The organism is Nitrosomonas sp. JL21 (genome assembly GCF_009833095.1).
Classification (GTDB): domain Bacteria; phylum Pseudomonadota; class Gammaproteobacteria; order Burkholderiales; family Nitrosomonadaceae; genus Nitrosomonas.
Window position 1 is genome coordinate 48,678 of sequence record NZ_QRCB01000043.1, and the last position, 23,373, is coordinate 72,050.

The following is a 23,373-nucleotide window of genomic DNA, read 5'->3' on the forward strand; positions in this document are numbered from 1 at the left end:
GGCGCATTATATCCTGAATGAGCAGTTTTGTTCAAATGGATATGGCACTTTAAATGCTGGCGGATAAATGAATATTTTGCTGGCAACCCTCTTGAAAAGGGATTCGAAGTAAACTCCAGGTTGTGGCTGGCAGTCGAGATTGCGTTGAGGCTTTGAAAAAGTAGTCAACGTAGCTGACATGATGAGATCCTCGCAAAAGCCCAACCTCCCAGAAACATTTCTGAATCTGATTTTCTAATTTCAACGCAACCTGACCGAGCGCGAGTGCAATAATTTTCAATCTTCTTAGATGAGGCCATGCTCGGCAAACGACAATGTGGTGCCATTGGCCACAATGAAATGATCGAGAACCTTGACATCGATCATAGCGAGAACTTGCTTCAGATCATGGGTCAGTGTTTTGTCGGCATGACTGGGCTCAGCAGTTCCGGACGGGTGATTATGCGCAAAAATCAGGGCAGCGGCATTATGGTATAACGTGCGCTTGATGATCTCCCGCGGATAAACGCTGGTTTGTGTAAGGGTTCCACTAAACAACTCTTCAGTGGCGATGACATGATGTTGCGTATTCAGAAAAATTCCAATGAATACCTCGTGATGTTTATTCGCGAGGCTAAGCCGTAAATAATTTCTGACCAAATCCGGAGAATTCAGTGCGCTGCCGTTTTTAAGTTCTTCCCCCAAGGCGCGGCGAGCCATTTCCAATACCGCCTGCAGCTGAGCATATTTTGCGCTGCCCATGCCTGGCAATTGACAGAAACTGGCGTGACCGGCGGCAAATATATTCGTCAAGCTGCCAAAATGTGAAAGTAGTTCTCTGGCTAAATCAATGGCGCTTTTTCCGGTAATGCCCGTTCGCAAGAATATGGCCAGCAATTCGGCATCGGAAAGAGAAGCCACACCTTTCTGTAGCAGTTTTTCACGAGGCCGCTCGGATATGGGCCAATCTGTAATCGCCATATGAATATTGCCGGTAATTTAATGATGTAAAATGAGGCTCTGTCGCTGCTTAGGGCTTCAGAAATTCCTATTCATTACGGCAACGAACAAGGTAACATTGAGCGGCTCGAAAAACATGTACTTAGGCTTATTTTAAACTGATCCACGATGTGACTGATGATCCTTCGTATTCTTCTTATCCCGGAAAACCTGTTGTCATGACAATGCAACATTCTCTCACAGCAAAAAAACATCTGTTGCTAGGCATCTCGGGCGGCGTAGCTGCTTATAAAACGGCTGAGCTGGCGCGAGTATTGACCCAGGACGGCATCACTATACAGACGGTAATGACGGCGGCTGCGTGTCGTTTTATCGGCCCGGTGACGTTGCAATCACTGACGGGCAATGCGGTATATACTGATTTATGGGATACCAATGCTGCGAATAATATGGCGCATATCAATCTATCGCGTCAGGCCGGCATGATCCTGGTTGCACCCGCAAGCGCAGATTTCATTGCCAAGCTTGCGAATGGCATGGCGGATGATTTATTGACGACGATCTGCCTGGCACGTGACTGCCCGCTTCTGATAGCGCCTGCGATGAATCGCCAAATGTGGAGCAATCCTGCAACTCAACGGAATTTATCATTATTGCGGCGCGATGGCGTAACGATACTCGGACCTGCCGCGGGGCAGCAAGCTTGCGGAGAGACAGGGATGGGGCGTATGCTCGAAGCCAGTGAACTGGCAGAAGCTGTTCAACAGGCCTTTCGAGTTGATGATGCGCCATTGCTGAGGAACAAAAAGGTACTGGTGACTGCCGGGCCTACGTTTGAAGCGATTGATGCGGTGCGGGGCCTTACCAACAAGAGCTCCGGAAAAATGGGGTATGCATTGGCCCAGGCAGCGGTGGAAGCAGGTGCAGAGGTGACCCTCGTTTCCGGCCCGACTTGCTTGCTGCCGCCAGCGGTTCATAAATGCATCGAGGTAATCAGTGCGGACGATATGCTGCATGCGGTTGAAACAGAAATATCGCAGATTGATATTTTCATCAGTGTGGCGGCGGTAGCGGATTATCGGGCGGCCACCATCAGTCAGCATAAAATAAAGAAATCCGATGAAAAGTTGACGTTGGAATTAATTCCAAATCCCGACATATTGTCGACCGTCTCCCATCTGCCTTCACCACCATTCTGTGTCGGTTTTGCCGCAGAGACCGATCAGCTTGAAAAGAATGCCGCGCTGAAACGCCGCCGTAAGAAATTACCGTTATTGGTGGCAAATCTAGCCCAGGATGCGATTGGTTCTGATGAGAGTGAACTGATGCTATTGGATGATCATGGCAAGCACATGCTTGCCAAAGCGCCTAAAATAGAACAAGCGCGGCATTTGATCAAACATATCAGCGCATTGTATGAATTGAAGAAGTACTGATCATGAAAAAAATTGATATCAAAATCCTTGATGCACGCTTGAATGAACAATTACCTGCTTATGCAACTCCCGGATCGGCTGGATTGGATTTGCGAGCCTGTATCGATCAATCGATGACGATTAATCCTGGGGACACTTGTTTGATTCCAACAGGTATCGCCCTTCATCTCACCGATCCAGGATTGGCCGCCTTGGTTTTACCGCGCTCGGGCCTTGGCCATAAGCATGGGATCGTTCTGGGCAATCTGGTGGGTTTGATCGACTCGGATTATCAGGGGCAGATTTTGGTGTCCTGTTGGAATCGGGGTCAAACCGCCTTTGAATTGAATCCGTTGGAGCGCATCGCACAGCTTGTGATAGTGCCCATCATCCAAGTGGAATTCAACATCGTCGACAATTTTGATCTGAGCCATCGCGGCGAAGATGGTTTCGGCAGCACGGGGAAACATTGATGCGCTTAGCTAGCCTACTCTTCCTTCTGACTGGATTGCTGACCGCACATGCGGGTGCATCCGGTAACGATAATCCACAAATCTCTCTGCAAATTTCCGGGCATACGGTTTCAGCGGAAATTGCTCATACGCAATGGTCCCGATCGCAGGGGCTGATGTACCGCGAATCATTGGCAGAAAATAGCGGCATGCTATTTGTTTTTACCGAGGCGAGTTACTATAGTATGTGGATGAAAGATACCTATATTCCGCTGAGTGTCGCATTTATTGATGAACAGGGTGTCATCCTGAATATTGAAGACATGCAGCCCGAAACCAGGACTGCGCACGATTCCGAAGGGATGGCGAAATATGCGCTTGAGATGAATAAAGGATGGTTTGCGGCCAGAAAAATTGCCGCCGGCGCGCGGGTGACCGGCTTGAATAAGGCCCCCGCGGCTGAGTGAAGTAGGTTACGGGAGAAAATGAATTGTTTTACTGAAAACGCGGAAGGATGCCTTTCAATCCACGCATCATTTTGGCTATTCCTCCTTTGTTCATCATTTTCATCATCTTTCTGGCCTGCTCGAACTGCGCCAGTAAACGATTCACTTCCTGAACTGAAACACCCGCACCCGCTGCAATCCGCCGTTTGCGCGAGGCCTTGAGAATGTCTGGCTTGGCGCGTTCCTGCGGGGTCATCGAGTTGATGATTCCTTCGGTTCGGTTGATGATCTTGTCATCCACTTTCACATTTTGTGCTGCCTGGCTGATCTGCGCGGGTAACTTGTCCATTAACGCGCTCATGCCGCCCATGTTTCTCATCTGCTGAAACTGTGCTTTGAAATCATCCAAGTCAAATGACTTGCCGGATTTCATTTTTTTCATGAGCTTCTCAGCTTCTTGCTGATCGGCACTTCGCTGAGCCTCCTCGATCAAGCCGAGCACATCACCCATACCCAGGATACGGGATGCCATACGATCAGGATGAAAAGCTTCCAATCCGTTTAATTTTTCCGCAATCCCGACGAACTTGATCGGCTTGCCTGTGACCTGCTTTACGGATAGAGCCGCGCCGCCGCGCGAATCGCCATCGAGTTTGGTGAGAATGACGCCCGTGAGCGGCAATGCATCGGAAAATGCCTTGGCCGTATTGACGGCGTCTTGCCCTTGCATCGCATCAACAACGAATAGCGTTTCAATGGGTTTTAATAATGCCTCCAGTTCGCTGATTTCGCGCATCATGGCTTCATCAATGCCCAACCGTCCGGCAGTGTCGACTATGACGACATCATGATGATGGCGGCGGGCGTAATCCAGTGCCGATGTACCGATCTCCCCAGGCCGTTGTCCATCCTGAACAGGAAAAAAATCGGCGTTGATTTGCTGCGCCAGGAGTTCAAGCTGCTGAATAGCAGCCGGCCGGTAAATATCGCAGGACACCAGCAGCACTTTCTTTTTCTTTTGATCCATTAGCCATTTGGCCAATTTTCCGCTACTGGTGGTTTTACCTGCGCCCTGCAATCCTGCCATCAAAATGACCGCAGGTGGGGCAGTGCTGAGATTAAGGTCAGCCTTCATGCCCCCCATGATGGAGATGAGTTCCTGATGAACTATCCCTACGAGCGCTTGACCTGGCGTCAGGCTTGCCATGACTTCGTGGCCCACCGCTTTGTCTTTGATGCTGGCTATGAAATCTTTCACTACCGGTAGCGCCACGTCAGCTTCCAACAACGCCAGGCGGATTTCACGCAACGCTTGCTGGATATTGCTTTCAGTGAGTCTGGCCTCACCCCGTAACGTTTTGATGACACCGGCAAGCCGGCCCGTCAGATTTTCAAACATTCTGTGAACTCCGATAGAAAATAATGGATGCAGAACAATGTGATGATGAAATTAAATAATTATCAAGATTAGTACTTTGAATTTATCAAAGTGACCTGTAGACTAAACAGTTATTTCTTCCGCTTTTTAAGATATTTGTGATATCGATGACCAGCATTTTAACTTATCTTGTAGCTATTTTGCTTTATATCCTGATTGGTTGGTATTTTTGGAGAAATACTTGGAATTCACAACCATCCGTCGATGGTGAGCCCGGATTCGTTAATTTGAACTGGATGCATTATATGATGCTGGCACCGCTGGCGTTGCATGCAGTCACACTGTACCAGTCGATGTTTATCGGTGCTGGACTGAGCTTTGGTTTAGGCAGCGCAATTTCAGCTATCGTCTGGTTGACTGCATTCATTTATTGGTTCTCGGGGTTTTTCAATCGCCTGCAGGGACTTCAAACGCTGGTGGCACCCATTGCCGCCGCAGCTGCGATAGCGCTCGTGCTGCCATTGGTCTTTCCATCGGTGCGTCCATTGGAGAATACCGAGTTACCTGCTTTCAGAGCCCATATGCTGGTCGCTATGATGGCCTACAGCTTGTTGACCATCGCGGCTTTGCATGCTTTATTGATGATCGTCGTCGAACGTCACTTGCACCATCCCGCCGCGCACTCAGTCTTAACCAATTTGCCGCCGTTGCTGGCGATGGAGAAATTATTGTTCCGCATCATCTGGGCCGGATTCATTCTCCTGACACTGACATTGCTGAGTGGTGTAGTGTTTTCCAAAGAAGTATTTGGTCAGCCGCTTACTTTTTCGCATAAGACGCTGTTTGGATTTATTTCATGGGGCGTTTTTGCGGCCTTGCTCACTGGCAGGCAACTGTATGGATGGCGGGGAAGAATTGCGATCCGCTGGACGCTCACGGGTTTTGTAACGTTATTGCTGGCGTATATTGGCAGTAAGTTTGTTCTGGAAATCGTTCTGAATCGCTAGAAAGCCCTGGAAAAGCTATCAGTGATAGTCATCACGCAAGGCAAAATGGGTTGGGTCTGAGCAGTTTGTCAATGATCAATAACCACGTTGAAGCAATTTTACGAAACATGGCCTGATCTTGTAGTATCCAGACCTTCCTCAGAGCTTTCTTAAGCTGGATGTGAAGCATGCTGAAGAACTTTTAAAATTATGTGTGAACTCGGAAAACGTGCCGCTATAAAAATGATAGCAGCAAATTATTTGATCAATTACTGGAAATTGTGGAGAGATTGGATGATAAGATTCTTGCCGGTGACATCGTTTTCTTCATGCAGATCGGATCGTCTCACGCATTCATTTCTTTTTTTACTGCCTATCTTGATCTTGGCAGGATGCGCTCCTCAAAAACCCATATTGATTCCCGTGGTGGAATCTGTCCCAGCGCCTGAACCGCAGTATGAAGAGTTGAAGAATGAAATCGCTCGGCTTGAAAAAATAATCGCAGAAAAAGAAGAGGTCATTAAAAATCAGCAACTGCGTCAGCAGAGCCAAGCGCATGTGCTGAGAGAAACCAACAAAGAAGCTGCTCGTGCTCAAGTCAAGCTTCATCGGTTGGCCACAAAACCGAGCACGGCGTCGGCTATTGCAGAGGTCGAGGCTTCATTGGAACATCTGAAACAGACCAGACTCTCGTCGTTTGATCAAATCCTGCAAATGCAGGCGCAACGACTATTGGATACCGCAACATTGTTTTATTCGAAAGAGCAATATGCAGCAGCCATGAGCCATGTGGCGCAAGCAAACAGCTTCATTGGATTGATTCAGGATGAGAAGCGTAAAAAAATAACGCATGTCGATCCCTTGTTGCTTGAATTTCACGTGCCGGTCAAATTACGAACCACGAAGAATGTGAATTTACGTAAAGAACCGAATTCACATGCACGCGTATTGAGCACACTCAAGAAAGACACTCATCTGATTGCCAATGCAAATCAAGGGCCATGGGTACGTATCCAAATCGACAAAACCCAGGGCTGGGTGCTTTATACGATGCTGGAGCGGGATGAAAGCCGAACTCCGTAAGGAGTTGCTGTTTAATTGACTGCACGAACGAATTGTACCGTTGCGAAGTTACTCATTCTCTCGTCTATCGTGCTGAGTTGCCCTGACTGCTGCGTTCCGTGCGTCTATCGCTGCATCTCCTTTGCCGATGATTAGCGTTTCCTTAGAAAGGAACGTTGAAAAAATACCGAAGGGGCAGGGTGAATGATCAGTACATGTCGATCTGCATGGTCGAGCGCTGAATTCTTCGGAGCTCTTTAAAAGGAATAGAGAAATAGTGCAGCGCTAGTCTTATGCTGCGCTGGGTTTGGGTTGCATGCAGTAGGCTTGATTGCGTCCAGCATGTTTTGCTTCGTATAGAGCACTGTCGACCCGCGACAGTAGTATGGTCAACGAGGTGTCTTCGGGTTCACTTTGAATGATACCGATGCTTAATGTCACTTGAACTGTATTATTGATGGCATTGCAATAAATATTGGCTACATGCGAGCGTATCCGCTCAGCGGTTTTCATTGCTTCATCGACGGTTGTTTCTGTCAATATCAGTATGAATTCATCCCCCCCATATCGCGCAGCGAAATCGACGCTACGAATGCAATGAAAAATTTTCTTGGCTACCGCAGTCAGGATTTCGTCACCCGCGACATGTCCCAGGCTGTCGTTAAGCGCTTTAAAATAATCCACGTCGATCATCAGCACCGCAAACGGACGTTTATTTCGCGCATAACGGGCGAGCTGATCATTGATGATCAAGTTGAGTTTGTTGCGGTTATAGAGTCCGGTCAGACTATCCGTGATCGACAGGGTTTCCAGTAATTGATTCTTCAATTGCATGGCAGTGCTTGCGGCATTGATTTCAGCTTGATTCTGACGCAGTTTATCCGTCATCTGATTGAACATCTGCGTGAGTTGGCCCATTTCATTTTGTTGAGTGGTGTTCAATTCGACGTTGAGATCCCCTTTGACGATTCTTTCCGTCGCACAAATGAGTCGTTGCAACGGCACGACAATCGCATGACCCATCCTAAAGGCGATGGCTGCAACTATCAGCAGAAGTGTACTGATGAAACCGATGAAGAGATTACGCTGTTGTATCCAAGTCGCGTAGATGGATTCGTGGCTTCTGCTGGCAATGATGGTGATGGGAGGTTGTTCCGACGTGTAGGCCAAACCGATGGCTTTTTCCTGATGCAATCCCGGAAACATCTCAAACTCACCCGGATTATCCTGCAAGCGTTGCAGCACCTCGGGGGCGAGCGATAGCGAAGGATTTGTCTCGTCGTGTGCCAAGGTATGACTGGCCAACATGACATTGCCGTTCTTATCCAATAACAGTACATCCCCAGGGGGCGATTTCACTGAATCCTTCAAGCTGGGTTGAACATACCGCAAGTCAAACGTTACGATGAGCGCACCCAAAATATAATCATCGATGGACAATACCGGTACCGAGATGCTCAGCGTTGCTGTTGAATAGGCATCATCCCAGTGAGGAGGAATCACGACATTGCCCTGAATCGAAGCGCTTTCAGGCCAGTTGGGTGGAAGTGACTCAATGACAGGGGTGGCCATATTGCTTGCAATGATCTTGCCCTCTGTATCGATGACTGTTAATTCGAGCACCGTGTCTAATTTATTGTGTACGGATTTTAGATAGTGCTCCAATATGATTTGTTGTATCAGTGGTTTATTATCAGCCTGATTGAGCTGGGATAGGCCTTCAATCAGAATCTTGGAAGTGGATAATTCTCGGGCAATGTAGACTTGATCCTTGGTCCACAAATCCAATTCACGACTGGCATGATTGGCTAATGCGCGCAGTTCTCGCGTTACATTCTCACTGATCATCGTTTCATTTTGCTGAAACGCGAGTATTCCCAACCCTAATGATGGGATTAAAGTGGCTAAGATAGAAAAAACGATGATTTTGCTTTTAATACTTTTCAATGCAAATATCCTTATAACGAAGGAATTTTACAGTGTAGCCAAGTTGAGAATATAGTCGAATAAGGATACTTTATTGTCTCTATTTAATCTTCCGAATCCAATGGCATCGTTTAGACGGTTGGGTGAAAAGCGAGAATTCTGGATAGAACTAGGCGGTATGAAGCGCTACCAATTGTCGATCCGGATAATTGTTCATTTGATATCCTTGCCATAATCTCGTGGCAATGAATGACGCCACTGCATCAGCGTGTTGTTGCAGATCAGGATTTCCGAGTTCTTCCGTTGTTTGTTTGAAAAGCTGCAACCAACGCTCGAACAATTCTGCCGTGAGTTCGGGCAATGCAATGTGTTTGGGCATGGGAGCGCCACGGAATCGACTGGTTCCCCGCAATTGAGCAGACCAGAAGTTGGTCATCTGCACGAAATGGGCATCCCAGTCAATCACATGAGCTTCAAAAATGGGTCCTAAAGAAGGATCTTTTCTGGCTTTGGCGTAAAAAGTATGCACCAGTTGAGAAATTTCTTCTTCAGTATATCGATCAGGATTAGGTGTAGGAAATGGTGAGTGATTCATAATTTGTTTATGGTTCAAGAGTCTTACAATGAATAAATATTACAACACACGAAATTTATTTTTTTGTGTAGACAGGGGAGTTTATCTTTCGTTCTTCAAATTGTCCAATTGTAATAAAGTGTGCGCTATAGTGACGTTGAAAATGACCAGAATTTTTGCCATGAAAAAATTGAATTCACACGCCTATGAAAAATTTAACGGGTAAGGCATTGCTGGTTGATCCAGCGCTGACCAAATCGACGGCATTCACGCGCGAAGAACGCGAGAACTATGGTTTGCGCGGTTTACTGCCTTATGATGTGGCAAGCATCCATAAGCAAATCGAACGTGTGCTGGGAAGTATGCGTAGCAAGAGCACTGCGATAGAAAAATATATTTTCCTGAATGCATTATTGGAGCGTAACCAGCGCTTGTTCTATCGCACCATGATCGATCACATGGAAGAAATCATGCCTTTGGTCTACACCCCTACGGTCGGGGAAGCGTGCAAGGAATTTGCCCATATCTTTAGAAAACCGCAGGGATTTTATATTACGCCTGAGGATCGCGGAGATATCGCCAGAATTTTAAAAAATTGGCCTGACGAAGATATCCGCGTGATCGTAGTCACGGACGGGGAGAGGATACTTGGTCTGGGAGATCTGGGTGCCAATGGAATGGGAATTTCGATTGGAAAAATTGCATTGTATGTGGCCTGCGCTGGCATTCATCCGGCGCATTGCATGCCCGTCATGCTAGATGTCGGCACCAATAACTTGGTCTTGCGAACCGATCCGCTTTATTTGGGCTATCCCCATCCCCGAATCAGCGGAGAGTCCTATCGATCACTGGTCGATGAATTCATCCAGGCTGTTCAGCATTGTTTCCCCAAGGCACTTATTCAATTCGAAGATTTTCTGACGCCGAACGCATTTGAATTTCTGGATCGCTACAGCCCGAAAGTGCGGTGTTTCAATGATGATATCCAAGGCACCGCTGCGGTTACATTGGCCGGCATTTATTCTTCATGCCGGATCACTGGCAAACGATTTGCCGATTTAAATATCATGTTTCTGGGTACCGGCTCGGCGGCAAGCGGTACGGCGGAATTGCTGGTGGATGCCTTGTGCGTCGCTGGATTGACCGAGTCTGAAGCGCACAGGCGGCTCTGGTTCATGGGCAGGAACGGATTGGTGACCCTGAACAGCGGCAACATCAAACCGCGCATCAAACCTTTCATGCATGACCATCCATCCTATGGATTTGTCGAGGCGATCGGGAAAATCAAGCCAGATGTGCTGATTGGTGCTACCGGCGTTGCAGGAACCTTTACAGAAGCAGTCATAGGTGAAATGGCCAGAGTCAATGAACGCCCGGTGATCATTGCGTTATCGAATCCGACTTCGCATACCGAATGCACAGCGGAGCAGGCATACCACTGGAGTGATGGGCGGGCTATTTTCGCCAGCGGCAGTCCGTTCGATCCAGTGTGGTACAGAAATCAATTGCTTAAACCGGCTCAGGGTAATAATGCCTATATTTTTCCTGGTATTGGATTAGGTATTCATGCCAGCTCGGCCCGGCTGGTAACGCAAAAAATGTTTCTAGCCGCAGCTCAGGTATTGGCCAGCAGCGTGACAGACGCTGAGCTCAAAGATGGATCGATTTATCCTAAGCTGACGCGGGTTCGACAGGTATCCCAAGCCATAGCTGTTGCAGTGTGCCGCATTGCACTGCAAGAAGGGCTGGCAGAGACTGATCTGCCGGGTGATATGGATGATTTCGTTCGATCACTCATGTACGACCCTAATTATTGAGAAGAAATTAGGACAGTGCTGAAATGGGGCTGCACGTGGTCGAGGCACTGAAATCCGACTCAAGCTGCATGGGAATACTCATGGCCAGCATTTCTTCCTACCGTTACCTTGTTTGACCGTTGTTTGCGACCTGTTTGCGGATTTTCTAGCCGAACAAATTGACCACGCCATCGAGACCGACGTAGTTGAGGGAATAAGTAGCATGCTCCCTGACAATCGGCTTGGCATGATAGGCAATGCTGACGCCGGCTGCAGTCATCATATCGAGATCATTGGCGCCATCGCCCATGGCGATGATCTGCTCCGGCTTGATTCCCAATTCGTCACGAACGCGGTTCAGCACATCCGCTTTTCCTTCTCGACCGATGATCTTTCCGAGAACTTTGCCGGTCAATCGATTCTCTTCGATTTGCAATACATTGGCGGCAGCATAATCCAATCCCAAGCGGGTTTTGATCCGTTCGGTAAAGAACGTGAAGCCACCGGAAATCACCATGGTCTTGATGCCCGCCCGCTGAGCTTGCTGCAGCATTTTTTCAGCACCGGGGCTCAATCGAACTCGCTCGTCATAGACCTTTTGCAGCGCATCTTGATGCAATCCTTGCAATAGTTGCGTGCGTCGGGTCAGGCTTTCTTCGAAACTGATTTCTCCGCGCATGGTTTGCTGGGTAATCGCAGCCACCTGCGGTTTGATATCGTGCATGTCGGCAATTTCATCAATGGATTCGATCGCCAATAGCGTGGAATCCATATCCATCGCAATTAATCTGAAATCGGAAAATTTGAGCTGGGGATTTACAAAAGCATAATCCAACTCGATGTCAGCGCAATGACTGGCGACTTCGTCCGAATATTCGGCATCGGTCAACCGGAATGCCTGACCGGTGATGCGCTCGATGCCACTGGCATGAGATAGCTTGGCCAGTGTGCGCAGATCGCTGTTATTGATTTCTAATCCTTGGATGATGAGATTCATGGGAAAGATTCTATTGATTAAATGGCGAAAGGTTGAAGTTTTATTGTGGTTGCCATTCGATGATCTGATTGCGCCCGGCGTGTTTGGCGGCATATAGCGCGGAATCCGCTGCCTTGATCATGTCCAGCGGCTCATTGAAGTGAGCCACACCCTGTTCATTGGAAGCGACTCCAATCGACGCCGTGATACGGATGGAATAATGGCCGTCCACTTTGTAATTGATGGCGGCAATCGCGTCTTTGAGACGGGAAATAAGATTGCGGGAAGCGGCAAGGGTAGTGCCGGGCAGAATCAGCGCAAATTCTTCTCCGCCATAACGGCTTAACGTGTCGTCCTGGCGGATTTGCTCGTAGATGGTGCTGACCACGGTGACCAGCAGCGAATCGCCGGCCAGATGACCATGGGTGTCATTGACTTGCTTGAAGTGATCGAGATCGATGATCGCGATCGTCAGCGGCAATTTATACTGCGCGGACAGATGAAATTCGCGGCGCAGTGTTTCATCGAAATAAATGCGGTTGTGAGCGCCGGTCAAACCATCGCGCTGGGATTTTTCTTCCAATTCCTTGGCTCTCGACAAGCTGTATATCATCAGAAGCTCCTTGGCTTCTGCCATGATTGCAGTGGCTTCAGAGGAATGGTGAATTTTGATATCGAACAAGTCTTCAATGGGTTTTAAACCCGCTTCCATCAACTGAATGACATCGATCAGAGCGGTGCCGTCCAGATCGAGCCAATTTCGGGCAGCTTCGGTCATCGCAGACATTTTCTGTGGATCTTGAGGATCGAGGAAATAATCGGCCAGGTAGCGGGATACCGCGACACAGGCTTGCAAGGTAGGATCCAGGCTTTTCGGTTCCGGTTGGCTGTGGCTGGCGATACACGCCAGTGCGATGTAATCCGGTATGTGCCATTTTTGCAACAAAACACAGCCTAATTCATCATGTCCGGCGCCAAATGTTTGCCGTTCGATCTGCAATAATTGATCGTGATCGGTTGTTGATGAATAGATGTGGTCATACTCTTCCGGCATCATCGTTAAAAAGGCCAGAATTCCAATTTCCTGCACGAGCCCCGCCAGAAACAAATCATCTAGGAAGCCCAAGTTGAGTTTTTCACCGAGCGCCCGGCTCGCCAGCGCCGAGGCTACCGAACGGCGCCAGAAAATATCATGGTCAAATGCTGGCAAGTTGCTCGTGGGCGATTTTTTCATCACCGAATTGGCCAGCGTGAACGATAACGCAATAACGATCACTGAGTGAGTGCCAAGAATACTGACGGCCTGGCGGATATTGGTGGCCACACGCCGGGATTTATACAGCGGCGCATTGGCGGTTTTGAGTAGTTTGGCGGAAAGAACCGGATCTAACGAAATGTACTGACAGGCTTCCCCGATATCCGCATCCGGATTGTTGGCAAGCTCAATGATTTTAATGGCAACTGCGGGTAAGCTTGGTAGAGTCGTACAGTAATTGAGTCGTGATTTCAGTTTATCATCAAGCACATTATTACCTTTTTGGAATACGAATACTATTCATAGCATATTGAATCATTGAATAATTATTGCCTATTATAGTATAAAGACCGCATTGTACTTGTCTTTGCGAGAATTAATGTAGGAATTATGCACTTTTTTGTTGTTTTACATCATTATGTGCAGAGCCGCAAAGTGATCTGACCAACTGGAAGCGTGGCTATGCTTTTATTTTTTCATGAAATTATTTTGATTATTTTAAATAAAGCAGTTATAAGGATAAGCGATGAGGTAGATCAAGGCAGCGGGCAGTTTTGCAAAAATTTTGATAAAGGAGTCGAATGTGGAATTTGGAATAAAAATAGGTACCCCAGAAAAGCAACGTGGGGCCTGTGTCGTGGTGGGTATTTTCGAATCGAAAAAACTGTCCGAATCTGCGAAGATTCTCGATAAGGTTACTCAAGGATATATCAAAAAAATATTGACCTCGGGTGATATGAATGGAAAGGTCAATACCTCATTACTCCTTCATCATGTTCCAGATACCTTGTTCAAACGAGTGCTGCTGATCGGGTTGGGTAACGAGCAGGAATTCAAGGAAAAAACGCTGCAGTCGGCAGTGGGCACAGTCCTGTCGGCTCTGCAGAAAACGGCTGTAACGGATGTGACGTTATTTTTGGCGGATTTTCCCGTCAAAGCGCGAACCGCCGCGTGGAAGGTATCTCAGATTGTGATTCAGGCGTGCAATGGCAGTTATCGGTTTGATCAACTAAAAAGCAAGCCGGAAAATGAGCAAAGCGCTTTACGTAAAATCACCTTGTGCATCAATGATCGATCTGAGCTGGCAGCGTGTGAAACTGCGTTGCAACAGGGGCTGGCGATTGCGCATGGCATGGATTTTACAAAAAATCTGGGTAACCTGGCGGCGAACATGTGCACGCCGACCTATTTGGCCAAGCAAGCCAAGGACCTTGCAAAAGCGCATAAGCTCAAGGCAACGGTATTGGAAGAAAAGGACATGGAAAAATTGGGAATGGGGTCGTTGTTGGCGGTCGCGCGGGGGACTGACGAGCCTGCGAAATTGATCGTACTTGAATATTCCGGTTCAGCGAAAAAAGACAATCCCATCGTTTTGGTGGGCAAGGGCGTCACATTCGATACCGGCGGTATTTCGCTCAAACCTGCAGCAGAAATGGACGAAATGAAATTCGACATGAGCGGCGCGGCCAGTGTACTCGGCACCTTGCTCGCGATCGCTGAAATGAAATTGCCCATTCATGTCGTCGGCGTCATTCCGGCGACCGAAAACATGCCCAGCGGGCGCGCGATCAAACCGGGCGACGTGGTCACCAGCATGTCCGGCCAGACCATCGAAATTCTGAATACCGATGCGGAAGGACGTTTGATATTATGCGATGCACTGACATACGCTGAACGCTATAACCCGAAAGCGGTCATCGATATCGCCACTTTGACGGGCGCGTGTGTCATTGCGCTCGGAAATTCAACGACCGGCTTGATGACGAATGATGATGGACTGGCCAAAGAGTTACTGTCTGCCGGCGAAGAGGTTGGCGATCGTGCCTGGCAATTACCGCTTTGGGATGAGTATCAGGATTTATTGAAGAGCAATTTTGCAGATATCGCCAATATTGGCGGTCGGGCTGCGGGAACGATTACCGCCGCGTGCTTTTTATCGCGGTTTACGAAAAAATACCGCTGGGCTCATCTGGACATTGCCGGCACAGCCTGGAAATCCGGTAAGGATAAAGGCTCAACCGGACGCCCTGTGCCATTGTTGACCCAGTTCTTGATCACGCAAGCGAACGCAAATTCCTGACTTTCCAGAGCGCTGCCCGTCAGTGGCGAGGTATGAAATGGATGGTCGAATGAGGCCAGGGGTTGCTGGACTGAAACCAGGAGGATTACTGAAATGGCATCAGCCTCGTGGATTGATGGCGGATCGAAGACTGTGTTGAGGAGATCACCATGACTCAAGTCTTTTTTTATTCGGGATCGGAGAATAAATTGCAGACGGCCTGCCGGCTTTGCGCGAAAGCGCTGCAGCAGGACATGGACGTGATCATTTACTCGCCGGATGAAGCATTGATCGAGCAAATGGACGGATTGCTGTGGACGTTTTCTGCGGGCAGTTTCATTCCCCACGCCCGTACCAGCGATGATGAGCATATCATGGCAATGACGCCCATCATTTTGAGCAATCGGATTCATACCGACGATCATTACAAGGTGCTGCTCAACTTAGATCATCGACCACCGCCGCGGCTCGATCAGTTCGAGAGGGTCATTGAAATTGCGGGTGATTCTGAGGACGATAAGCTGTCGGCGCGGGAACGTTACCGTTTTTATAAGGATGCCGGTTTTGAAATTCAGCACTTCAAGCTTTAAGGAATTTCCTTGACCTGGGAATCCCAATAAAACGCGAGTGAATACTCATATTTATCAGAAATCATGCAAGACAATAATTCCACAGACGATGTTGACGATGCGAAGATCCTCGCTAAATTCAATAGCCTGCTGAACAAATATCAGAACCTGAGCAGAATGAGCGGGGCGGGAACTACGTTGACTTCCGGCGTTGCAACGGCTGGGAACACCAAAGACGCATCTTCGGCCATCGATTCAGATTCCATTCCCGTCCTGACGGAGATCGTATCCCTGCCGACATCGAATATTCAAGCTCAGCCCATTCCTGCGGCGACGATAGAGCATATTCTGAATGCTGCGTTGAGCGATGCCCATATCAATTTGGATAGTGCAGAAAAAAAGATTCTGGCGAATGCACTGGATGCGCGCTTGAGTGATCAGGCCAAATAACGCTCGTTGAGGTTGGCGCCCACGGCGCAGACGATTTTCTTCGGATACGCTCCCTGAACACATCCGTTATAATGGCGGACTTGTTTTTCATCAGCCAGACATTCTTTACATTCCATGGAACTCGAAAAAAGTTTTGACCCTAAGCGCATTGAAAATCAGTGGTATGCCTTCTGGGAATCGCGTGGTTATTTCAACGCGGAAACCGCAGCCGGTAAACCGGCATACTGCATCATGCTGCCACCTCCGAATGTCACCGGCACACTGCATATGGGGCATGCCTTCCAGCACACGTTGATGGATGCGTTGACGCGCTATCATCGCATGCTCGGGGATAACACGTTGTGGCAGCCGGGTACGGATCACGCCGGCATCGCCACTCAGATCGTGGTGGAGCGCCAATTGGATCAGCAGGATTTGGATCGCCGCGACATGGGGCGCGACGCATTTTTGCAGCGCGTCTGGCAGTGGAAGGAAGAATCCGGTTCCACCATCACGCGACAGATGCGCCGGTTGGGAACCTCGTGCGACTGGACGCGGGAGCGTTTCACGATGGATGCAGCGTTATCGCAGGCGGTCACGGAAGTGTTTGTGCGTCTTTATCGGGATGGCTTGATATATCGCGGCAAGCGCTTGGTCAATTGGGACCCGGTCTTACAAACGGCGGTTTCAGATCTCGAAGTCGTGTCGACTGAAGAAAGTGGCTTCATGTGGCATATCCGCTACCCCATCGAGTCAATGGACGGCGCCCGGGTCGGTGCTGCCGAAGCGCTGATCGTGGCTACCACGCGCCCTGAAACCATGCTGGGCGATGTCGCGGTGGCCGTACATCCGGACGATCTCCGTTATCAGCACCTCATCGGCCGGCATGTCCGGTTGCCGTTGTGTGAACGCACCATACCGATCATTGCAGACACCTATGTCGACCGGGAATTCGGCACCGGCTGTGTGAAAATCACGCCGGCTCACGATTTCAACGATTACCAGGTCGGACAGCGCCATCACTTGGTGCCGATCAATATTTTCACGCTGGATGGCAAAATCAACGACCTAGCGCCGACGGACTATCAAGGCATGGATCGTTTCGACGCCAGAAAGAAGATCATTGCCGACCTTGAAAACCAAGGATTTTTAGTAGAAACCAAGCCGCATACATTGATGGCGCCAAGAGGTGATCGAACCAATACGATCATCGAACCGATGCTGACCGATCAATGGTATGTCGCGATGGAAGGATTGGCGAAACGCGGGCTGGAAGTGGTCGCGCAAGGTAACGTTCGATTCACGCCGGAAAACTGGACCCATGTCTATAACCAATGGTTGGAGAATATTCAAGATTGGTGTATATCCCGTCAACTCTGGTGGGGGCATCGCATTCCCGCCTGGTATGATGAGGACGGCAACGTCACGGTCGCGCATGATCTGGAGGAAGCGCAACGGTTGTCCGGCAAAACGAATTTGCAACAGGATGACGATGTGCTGGATACCTGGTTTTCATCCGCGTTGTGGCCGTTTTCGACGCTGGGGTGGCCGGATGAGACGCCGGAATTGAGAACTTTTCTGCCGACCTCGGTGCTGATCACCGGTTTCGACATCATTTTCTTCTGGGTTGCGCGCATGGTGATGATGTCCTTGCATTTCACCGGCAAAGTACCTTTCAGGGAAGTTTATATCACCGGCCTGATCCGCGATGCGGAAGGCCAGAAAATGAGTAAATCGAAGGGGAATGTGCTCGATCCGCTTGATCTGATCGACGGCATCACCTTGCCGGATCTGATCGCCAAGCGCACCACCAGCTTGATGAATCCGAAACAGGCTGAATCGATCGAAAAAAATACTCGCAAGCATTTTCCCGACGGCATTCCGGCGTTTGGAACGGATGCGCTGCGCTTCACATTCGCGAGCCTCGCTTCGCATGGCCGGGATATCAAGTTCGATATGCAGCGCTGCGAAGGGTACCGGAATTTTTGCAACAAGCTGTGGAATGCCACGCGTTATGTATTGATGAATTGCGAAGGCAAGGATACCGGCGTGGATGAGACCTTGCCCTTGAGTCATAGCGCCGCGGACAAATGGATCATCAGCCGGTTGCAGCAAGCGGAGCAGGCGGTGGAACAGGCATTCGCGAATTATCGCTTCGATCTGGCTGCGCGCGAGATTTACGAGCTGGTGTGGGATGAATATTGCGACTGGTACGTCGAATTTGCCAAAGTGCAATTGAGTCAGGATCAGGAAGCGACTCAGAGGGCAACTCGGCGAACGCTGGTCAGAGTGTTGGAAGCGATGCTGCGGCTTGCACATCCGATCATCCCGTTCATCACTGAGGAACTGTGGCAGAAAGTGGCGCCGCTGGCGGGTAAGAGCGGCGACAGCATCATGCGCCAGCCCTATCCCCAAGCCGATCCTGCAAAGCTGGATGACAATGCGGCGCAATCCATTCATCTGCTCAAGGATCTGGTCAATGCCTGCCGTACCTTGCGCAGCGACATGAATTTATCGCCGGCACAGCGGGTACCGCTGCTGGCCACTGGTAATTCGGCGGTGCTGGCGGAATGTTCACCTTATCTGCTGGCATTGGCCAAATTGTCGGAAGTCGATGCCAGTCAGCCGGAACTGCCCGATGTGGATGCACCGGTTTCGATCGTCGGGGGATTCAGGCTGATGCTGAAAGTGGAGATCGATATCACAGTAGAGCGCGAGCGCTTGGCTAAAGAAATCACCCGCATTGAAACGGAAGTAGCCAAGGCCACTGCCAAGCTGGCCAATCCGAGCTTTGTCGAGCGCGCGCCGCAGCATGTGGTAGCACAGGAACAGGAGCGGTTAAGCGCCTTTACTACAACGTTGGATAAATTAAAAGAACAGTACAATAAGCTGGGATAGATCATGAGATAATTGTTCCACTATCGTAGTCGTATGTGATTGAATTAATTTGCGGCTCTGGACACATCAAGAGCCAGGAAACGCAGTTCTTTTTGTTACGATTGCCCGCTATGATCAAAAAGATACAAGCAGAACAGGTTCGGTTGGGAATGTATATTCATGAGATACGCGGAAATTGGCTGGAACATCCGTTCTGGAGGACTTCGTTCATGTTGGATGACGAGAAGGATCTGGACAAGCTGCTGAATTGCCGTTTCGATGAAATCTGGATCGATACCAGCAAAGGTCTGGATATCCCAGAGGACGAACAAACTAGCGCTCCCCCAGCAAATCCTCCCGTTAAACGTATCGTCAAAGAAGCTGCTCGGCCACTCAAAAAAAAACCTGCACCGGTTTCTCTTGCAGAAGAATTGGATTCAGCCAAAAAAATTCACACTTCCGCCAAGAAAATCGTCAAGACGATGTTCAACGACGTTCGCATGGGCAATGCGTTCGAAATCGAAGACGCAGCCGCGCTGGTGGAAGAAGTCAATCAATCGATAGAGCGTAATCCAAACGCGCTGTTGAGCCTGGTGCGATTGAAAAACGCCGACGAATACACCTATCTGCATTCGGTGGCCGTGTGCATGCTGATGGTGGCTCTGGCCAAACAACTCAGCTTGAATGAAGAACAGATCCGCCAGGCGGGCATTGCCGGTTTGCTGCACGACGTCGGAAAAATGGCGGTTCCTAACGATGTATTGAACAAAGTCGGCAAACTGACGGATGACGAATTCAATGTCATCAAGCAGCATCCGCAACGCGGTTGGGAAATCCTCAAATCCTGCTACCAGGTCAGCGACATCGCCCTGGATGTTTGCCTGCATCACCACGAGCGCATCGATGGCCGGGGCTATCCCGAGAAAATATCGGGCGATGCGGTGACGTTATTTGCGCGGATGGGCGCAGTATGCGATGTCTACGATGCCATCAGTTCCGACCGTTGCTATAAAAAAGCTTGGGGGCCTGCCGAATCGATACATAAAATGGCCTCCTGGCAGCCTGGTCATTTCGATGAGACTATTTTTCACGCCTTTGTCAAAACCATCGGGATTTATCCGAACGGCAGCCTTTTGAAGCTGAAATCCGGCCGGCTCGGCGTCGTGATCGAGCAGTCCAGGAAAAGCCTGATTACGCCGATCATCAGGGTTTTTTTCTCGACCCGCGCCAATGCGTATATACCGGTCGAAATCGTCGATTTATCGAAAAGCACGGATAGGATTGAAAATATTGAAGATCCGCTCAAATGGCAATTGGATCTGAGCAAGTTTCAGGATATATGAGCAGGTTCAACTTGATGTCAAACAGGCCCGAAACATTTGGCTTGGGTCAAGCGCAGTCATGTTCAGAGTTTTCTTCATCGATGCACTTTCAGCATGAATAGGTCGATAGCCGCGCGGGAACCGTCGCGCGCCAGCGTAATTGCTGCTCGATGGCTGTGACGAACGCCGCGGCATTATTAGGTTCGCCATGCACCACAAAGATGTTCTCGGGCATTGCGTGAAAATGCTTCAGCCAATGGATCAAATCGGCCTGATCGGCGTGAGCGGAAAGTCCGCCGATGGTATGGATGGCAGCCCTGACGCGAATTTCCTCGCCGTAGATCCGTACCTGTCTGGCGCCATCGACCAACCGGCGCCCCAGGGTACCCTGAGCCTGAAATCCAGTGATCACGATGCTGCATTCCGGTCGATTGAGATTATATTTCAAGTGTTGCTTGATGCGCCCGGCGTCGCACATGCCACTTGCCGAGATGATGATGATGCCATTGCGGTGATTGAGCTGCTTTGATTCTTCAATATCCTGTACGAAATGGATGCGCGGTTTCTGGGCGGTGTCATTCATCCATCGCAATGCGTCCGATGATTCCGGGTCGAGCACTGCGATGTGCTTGAGCGTAATTTCCGTGGCCGCCCGCGCCATTGGGGAATCGACATAGATATCCATCGATGGCAATCTGCCCTGGCGGTACAGATCGATCAGCAAGAACAGCAGATCCTGGGTGCGCCCCACGGTAAAAGCCGGAATGATGACGTTGCCGCGCTGATAGACCAGCGTTTCAGTGATGACATGCACCAGCTCTTCGACGGTCTCCTGCAGGTTGCGGTGCAGGCGGTTGCCGTAGGTCGATTCAATCAACAGAATATCCGCCCGTTCAATGAAACAGGGGTCGCGCACCACCGGATGGCCCGGCTGTCCGAGGTCGCCGGAAAAAACAATTTTTTTATCGTCTGAGCCGGTATTGACCCATAGCTCGATGATCGCGGAACCGAGAATATGGCCGGCATCGCGGAAGCGGCAGCGGACCGTTCGATGCGGCTTGACGTCCTGGTCATAGTCAACGCGGTGCAGTTGTCTCAACAGCATTTCGGCTTGAGTGACGGTATACAGCGGCGCCAGATCCTGCGTCGAGCGGCTACGATGGCGCGATTTGTTGCGCCACTCGGTTTCCTTTTCCTGAATATAGGCGCTATCCTTGAGCATGACCTGGAGTAAATCCGCAGTCGCGGCGGTGCAATAGACCGGGCCGCGAAAACCCCAGGCGCTGAGCCGCGGCAATAATCCCGAATGATCGATATGGGCATGCGTCAGCAATACGAAATCAATATCCTTAGGATCGAACGTAAACGCGGTGCGGTTCTTTTTGTCGGCTTCGCGCCCGCCTTGAAACATGCCGCAATCGACCAGGAACCGTACCGTTTCGGTCTCGATCAGATAGCATGAGCCGGTGACTTCGCCGGCTGCCCCAAGAAAAGTCAATCGCATGAATTATCGTCCTGTCAGTCCGTCATGGTGTTCAATACTGCCAACGTGGCATCGATCAACAGGCGAATCTCCTCGTCGCTGATCACATACGGCGGCATGAAATAAATCGTCCTGCCCAGCGGCCGCAGCACGACCTGATGCTGCAATCCCAATCGGAAGCATTTTGCAGCAAATTCATGGTCGCCGGTTTTGACGTCGAATGCCCAAATCATGCCGCAATGGCGGAAATTTTCAACTTTCGGATGATCGCGCAGCGGCGTGGCAATGCTGTTGAGATACGCTGCTTTGCTCGCATTGGTTTCGAGTACGCGGTCGCGTTCAAAAATATCCAGTGTCGCCAGTGCTGCGCGGCAGGCCAACGCATTGCCGGTATGCGAATGCGAATGCAGGAAGGCGCGCGCCGTCTTGTCATGATAGAACGCTTGAAATATCGAGTCGGTCGTCATGACGACGGAGAGAGGCAGATACCCTCCGCTCAATCCTTTGGCCAGGCACAGAAAATCCGGTGCGATGCTGGCTTGATCGCAGGCGAACATCGTTCCGGTTCGGCCGAATCCCACCGCGATTTCATCGGCGATCAAATGAACGTGATACCGGCTGCAAATTTCACGCGCACGCTGTAAATACACGGGATGATACATTCCCATGCCGGTGGCGCCCTGAACCAGCGGTTCCAGGATCAATGCGGCAACCTGAGTATGATGTTTAGCCAGGTAGGCTTCCAGCATTTCGGCAGTGTGCAGCGCATGCGCTTCCGGTGTGTCTCCCGGTTGCGCATAGCGCCAATCCGGCGTCGGAACGTGGGTGCACGGGCGCAGCAGCGGCGCATAGGTTTCGCGGAAAATCGCAATGTCGGTCACCGACAACGCCCCGAGCGTTTCGCCGTGATAGTCATTTTGCAAACTGATGAACTGATTCTTCTGAACATGACCGCATAATTGCCAGTAATGGAAGCTCATTTTCAAAGCAATTTCGACTGCCGAAGCGCCATCGCTGGCATAGAAACAATGTCCCAGCGATCCCGGTGCCATTTTCGTGAGCCGCTCGGATAAGGACACCACCGGCTCATGCGTGAAGCCCGCCAGCATGACATGCTCGATGTTATCAAGCTGGTCGCGAATGGCGGCATTGATCTCCGGGTGAGCATGACCGAAAAGATTGACCCACCAAGAACTGATGGCGTCCAAGTAGCGTTTGCCCTCGGTGTCATGTAGCCAGACGCCTTTGCCGCTGCGGATCGGAACCAGCGGATAGGTTTCGTGCTGCTTCATCTGCGTACACGGATGCCAGACCGTTTGCAGACTTCTCTGTTGCAGAGCCGGGAAGGAGGCATGATTCAACATAGCGTTATTCTTGATAGAAAATTCTGAAGAGGATGGCATTGTACCGATTTATACCGATATGATGA

The 23,373-nt window shown here is 49.9% G+C and carries 19 protein-coding genes; 11 read left to right on the forward strand and 8 right to left on the reverse strand.

All coding sequences use genetic code 11. From position 1 onward, the window contains the following. Positions 1 to 285: 285 nt before the first annotated feature. The gene (radC, locus tag ABF87_RS12500; RefSeq protein ID WP_160829455.1) at positions 286 to 960 is read right to left on the reverse strand and encodes a DNA repair protein RadC; all 675 of its coding nucleotides are present in this window, start codon (positions 958 to 960) and stop codon (positions 286 to 288) included. A gap of 197 nt (positions 961 to 1,157) precedes the next feature. Between radC and coaBC the strand changes: the two genes are divergently transcribed. Genes coaBC through ABF87_RS12515 form a run of 3 tightly spaced genes read left to right on the forward strand, consistent with a single transcriptional unit; the run spans position 1,158 to position 3,273 of the window. Further along, the gene (gene coaBC / locus ABF87_RS12505; protein ID WP_160829456.1) at positions 1,158 to 2,375 is read left to right on the forward strand and encodes a bifunctional phosphopantothenoylcysteine decarboxylase/phosphopantothenate--cysteine ligase CoaBC; all 1,218 of its coding nucleotides are present in this window, start codon (positions 1,158 to 1,160) and stop codon (positions 2,373 to 2,375) included. A 2-nt stretch (positions 2,376 to 2,377) separates the two neighbouring features. Further along, a complete protein-coding gene (dut, locus tag ABF87_RS12510; RefSeq protein WP_160829457.1) occupies positions 2,378 to 2,827 on the forward strand; it encodes a dUTP diphosphatase in 450 nt (149 codons plus the stop codon). After that, positions 2,827 to 3,273, forward strand: a complete 447-nt coding sequence (locus ABF87_RS12515; protein WP_160829458.1) for a DUF192 domain-containing protein — start codon at positions 2,827 to 2,829, stop codon at positions 3,271 to 3,273. Before dut ends, ABF87_RS12515 begins: the two co-directional genes overlap by 1 nt. Before the next feature lie 28 nt (positions 3,274 to 3,301). On the opposite strand, the gene ffh is transcribed toward ABF87_RS12515, so the two are convergent. Next, the gene (gene ffh / locus ABF87_RS12520) at positions 3,302 to 4,651 is read right to left on the reverse strand and encodes a signal recognition particle protein (RefSeq protein ID WP_160829459.1); all 1,350 of its coding nucleotides are present in this window, start codon (positions 4,649 to 4,651) and stop codon (positions 3,302 to 3,304) included. Between the two features lie 146 nt (positions 4,652 to 4,797). Here ffh and ccsA point away from each other — a divergent pair, with 146 nt between their 5' ends. Beyond that, complete coding sequence (gene ccsA, locus ABF87_RS12525) at positions 4,798 to 5,637, forward strand: cytochrome c biogenesis protein CcsA (protein WP_160829460.1); 840 nt, start codon at positions 4,798 to 4,800, stop codon at positions 5,635 to 5,637. 273 nt (positions 5,638 to 5,910) lie between these two features. Next, positions 5,911 to 6,699: an SH3 domain-containing protein gene (locus ABF87_RS12530; RefSeq protein ID WP_160829461.1), complete on the forward strand. Its 789-nt coding sequence runs from the start codon at positions 5,911 to 5,913 to the stop codon at positions 6,697 to 6,699. 270 nt (positions 6,700 to 6,969) lie between these two features. Here the strand turns inward: ABF87_RS12530 and ABF87_RS12535 are convergent, their stop codons facing one another. Then, positions 6,970 to 8,625, reverse strand: a complete 1,656-nt coding sequence (locus ABF87_RS12535) for a diguanylate cyclase (RefSeq protein ID WP_240143670.1) — start codon at positions 8,623 to 8,625, stop codon at positions 6,970 to 6,972. 148 nt (positions 8,626 to 8,773) lie between these two features. Further along, positions 8,774 to 9,199, reverse strand: coding sequence for a group III truncated hemoglobin (locus tag ABF87_RS12540; RefSeq protein ID WP_160829462.1), 426 nt, complete (start codon positions 9,197 to 9,199; stop codon positions 8,774 to 8,776). A 185-nt stretch (positions 9,200 to 9,384) separates the two neighbouring features. Between ABF87_RS12540 and ABF87_RS12545 the strand changes: the two genes are divergently transcribed. Then, complete coding sequence (locus ABF87_RS12545; protein ID WP_160829463.1) at positions 9,385 to 10,995, forward strand: NAD-dependent malic enzyme; 1,611 nt, start codon at positions 9,385 to 9,387, stop codon at positions 10,993 to 10,995. Between the two features lie 145 nt (positions 10,996 to 11,140). On the opposite strand, the gene serB is transcribed toward ABF87_RS12545, so the two are convergent. Together serB and ABF87_RS12555 are read right to left on the reverse strand one after the other, a co-directional pair. Next, on the reverse strand, positions 11,141 to 11,971 hold the full coding sequence (serB, locus tag ABF87_RS12550) for a phosphoserine phosphatase SerB (RefSeq protein WP_160829464.1): 831 nt from the start codon (positions 11,969 to 11,971) through the stop codon (positions 11,141 to 11,143). A 40-nt stretch (positions 11,972 to 12,011) separates the two neighbouring features. Next, entirely contained in the window at positions 12,012 to 13,475 is a 1,464-nt protein-coding gene (locus ABF87_RS12555) for a GGDEF domain-containing protein (RefSeq protein WP_160829465.1), read from the reverse strand. A gap of 313 nt (positions 13,476 to 13,788) precedes the next feature. Between ABF87_RS12555 and ABF87_RS12560 the strand changes: the two genes are divergently transcribed. The 5 genes from ABF87_RS12560 to ABF87_RS12580 all read left to right on the forward strand — a co-directional run bounded on the left by ABF87_RS12560 (position 13,789) and on the right by ABF87_RS12580 (position 20,482). Beyond that, entirely contained in the window at positions 13,789 to 15,285 is a 1,497-nt protein-coding gene (locus tag ABF87_RS12560) for a leucyl aminopeptidase (RefSeq protein ID WP_160829466.1), read from the forward strand. A gap of 149 nt (positions 15,286 to 15,434) precedes the next feature. Continuing rightward, positions 15,435 to 15,854 carry a DNA polymerase III subunit chi gene (locus ABF87_RS12565; protein ID WP_160829467.1) on the forward strand — a complete coding sequence of 140 codons (420 nt, stop codon included), beginning with the start codon at positions 15,435 to 15,437 and terminating at the stop codon, positions 15,852 to 15,854. A 63-nt stretch (positions 15,855 to 15,917) separates the two neighbouring features. Next, positions 15,918 to 16,283, forward strand: coding sequence for a hypothetical protein (locus ABF87_RS12570; RefSeq protein ID WP_160829468.1), 366 nt, complete (start codon positions 15,918 to 15,920; stop codon positions 16,281 to 16,283). A 114-nt stretch (positions 16,284 to 16,397) separates the two neighbouring features. After that, on the forward strand, positions 16,398 to 19,160 hold the full coding sequence (locus ABF87_RS12575) for a valine--tRNA ligase (protein ID WP_160829469.1): 2,763 nt from the start codon (positions 16,398 to 16,400) through the stop codon (positions 19,158 to 19,160). A 35-nt stretch (positions 19,161 to 19,195) separates the two neighbouring features. Further along, positions 19,196 to 20,482, forward strand: coding sequence for an HD-GYP domain-containing protein (locus ABF87_RS12580; RefSeq protein WP_345789916.1), 1,287 nt, complete (start codon positions 19,196 to 19,198; stop codon positions 20,480 to 20,482). Between the two features lie 88 nt (positions 20,483 to 20,570). On the opposite strand, the gene ABF87_RS12585 is transcribed toward ABF87_RS12580, so the two are convergent. Both ABF87_RS12585 and bioA read right to left on the reverse strand, forming a co-directional pair. Beyond that, positions 20,571 to 21,965 (reverse strand): MBL fold metallo-hydrolase, encoded by a 1,395-nt coding sequence (locus ABF87_RS12585; RefSeq protein ID WP_160829470.1) that lies wholly within the window; start codon positions 21,963 to 21,965, stop codon positions 20,571 to 20,573. Positions 21,966 to 21,979: 14 nt separating this feature from the next. Then, a complete protein-coding gene (bioA, locus tag ABF87_RS12590; RefSeq protein ID WP_160829471.1) occupies positions 21,980 to 23,308 on the reverse strand; it encodes an adenosylmethionine--8-amino-7-oxononanoate transaminase in 1,329 nt (442 codons plus the stop codon). Positions 23,309 to 23,373: the final 65 nt, after the last annotated feature.

Bases quoted from the DNA above. Each gene is read 5' to 3' on its own strand.
- ABF87_RS12545 (WP_160829463.1), top strand. From the start codon at position 9,385: ATGAAAAATTTAACGGGTAAGGCATTGCTGGTTGATCCAGCGCTGACC.
- coaBC (WP_160829456.1), top strand. From the start codon at position 1,158: ATGACAATGCAACATTCTCTCACAGCAAAAAAACATCTGTTGCTAGGC.
- radC (WP_160829455.1), bottom strand. From the start codon at position 960: ATGGCGATTACAGATTGGCCCATATCCGAGCGGCCTCGTGAAAAACTG.
- ABF87_RS12575 (WP_160829469.1), top strand. From the start codon at position 16,398: ATGGAACTCGAAAAAAGTTTTGACCCTAAGCGCATTGAAAATCAGTGG.
- ABF87_RS12515 (WP_160829458.1), top strand. From the start codon at position 2,827: ATGCGCTTAGCTAGCCTACTCTTCCTTCTGACTGGATTGCTGACCGCA.
- ffh (WP_160829459.1), bottom strand. From the start codon at position 4,651: ATGTTTGAAAATCTGACGGGCCGGCTTGCCGGTGTCATCAAAACGTTA.
- ABF87_RS12585 (WP_160829470.1), bottom strand. From the start codon at position 21,965: ATGCGATTGACTTTTCTTGGGGCAGCCGGCGAAGTCACCGGCTCATGC.
- ABF87_RS12565 (WP_160829467.1), top strand. From the start codon at position 15,435: ATGACTCAAGTCTTTTTTTATTCGGGATCGGAGAATAAATTGCAGACG.
- serB (WP_160829464.1), bottom strand. From the start codon at position 11,971: ATGAATCTCATCATCCAAGGATTAGAAATCAATAACAGCGATCTGCGC.
- ABF87_RS12540 (WP_160829462.1), bottom strand. From the start codon at position 9,199: ATGAATCACTCACCATTTCCTACACCTAATCCTGATCGATATACTGAA.
- bioA (WP_160829471.1), bottom strand. From the start codon at position 23,308: ATGTTGAATCATGCCTCCTTCCCGGCTCTGCAACAGAGAAGTCTGCAA.
- ccsA (WP_160829460.1), top strand. From the start codon at position 4,798: ATGACCAGCATTTTAACTTATCTTGTAGCTATTTTGCTTTATATCCTG.
- dut (WP_160829457.1), top strand. From the start codon at position 2,378: ATGAAAAAAATTGATATCAAAATCCTTGATGCACGCTTGAATGAACAA.
- ABF87_RS12570 (WP_160829468.1), top strand. From the start codon at position 15,918: ATGCAAGACAATAATTCCACAGACGATGTTGACGATGCGAAGATCCTC.
- ABF87_RS12530 (WP_160829461.1), top strand. From the start codon at position 5,911: ATGATAAGATTCTTGCCGGTGACATCGTTTTCTTCATGCAGATCGGAT.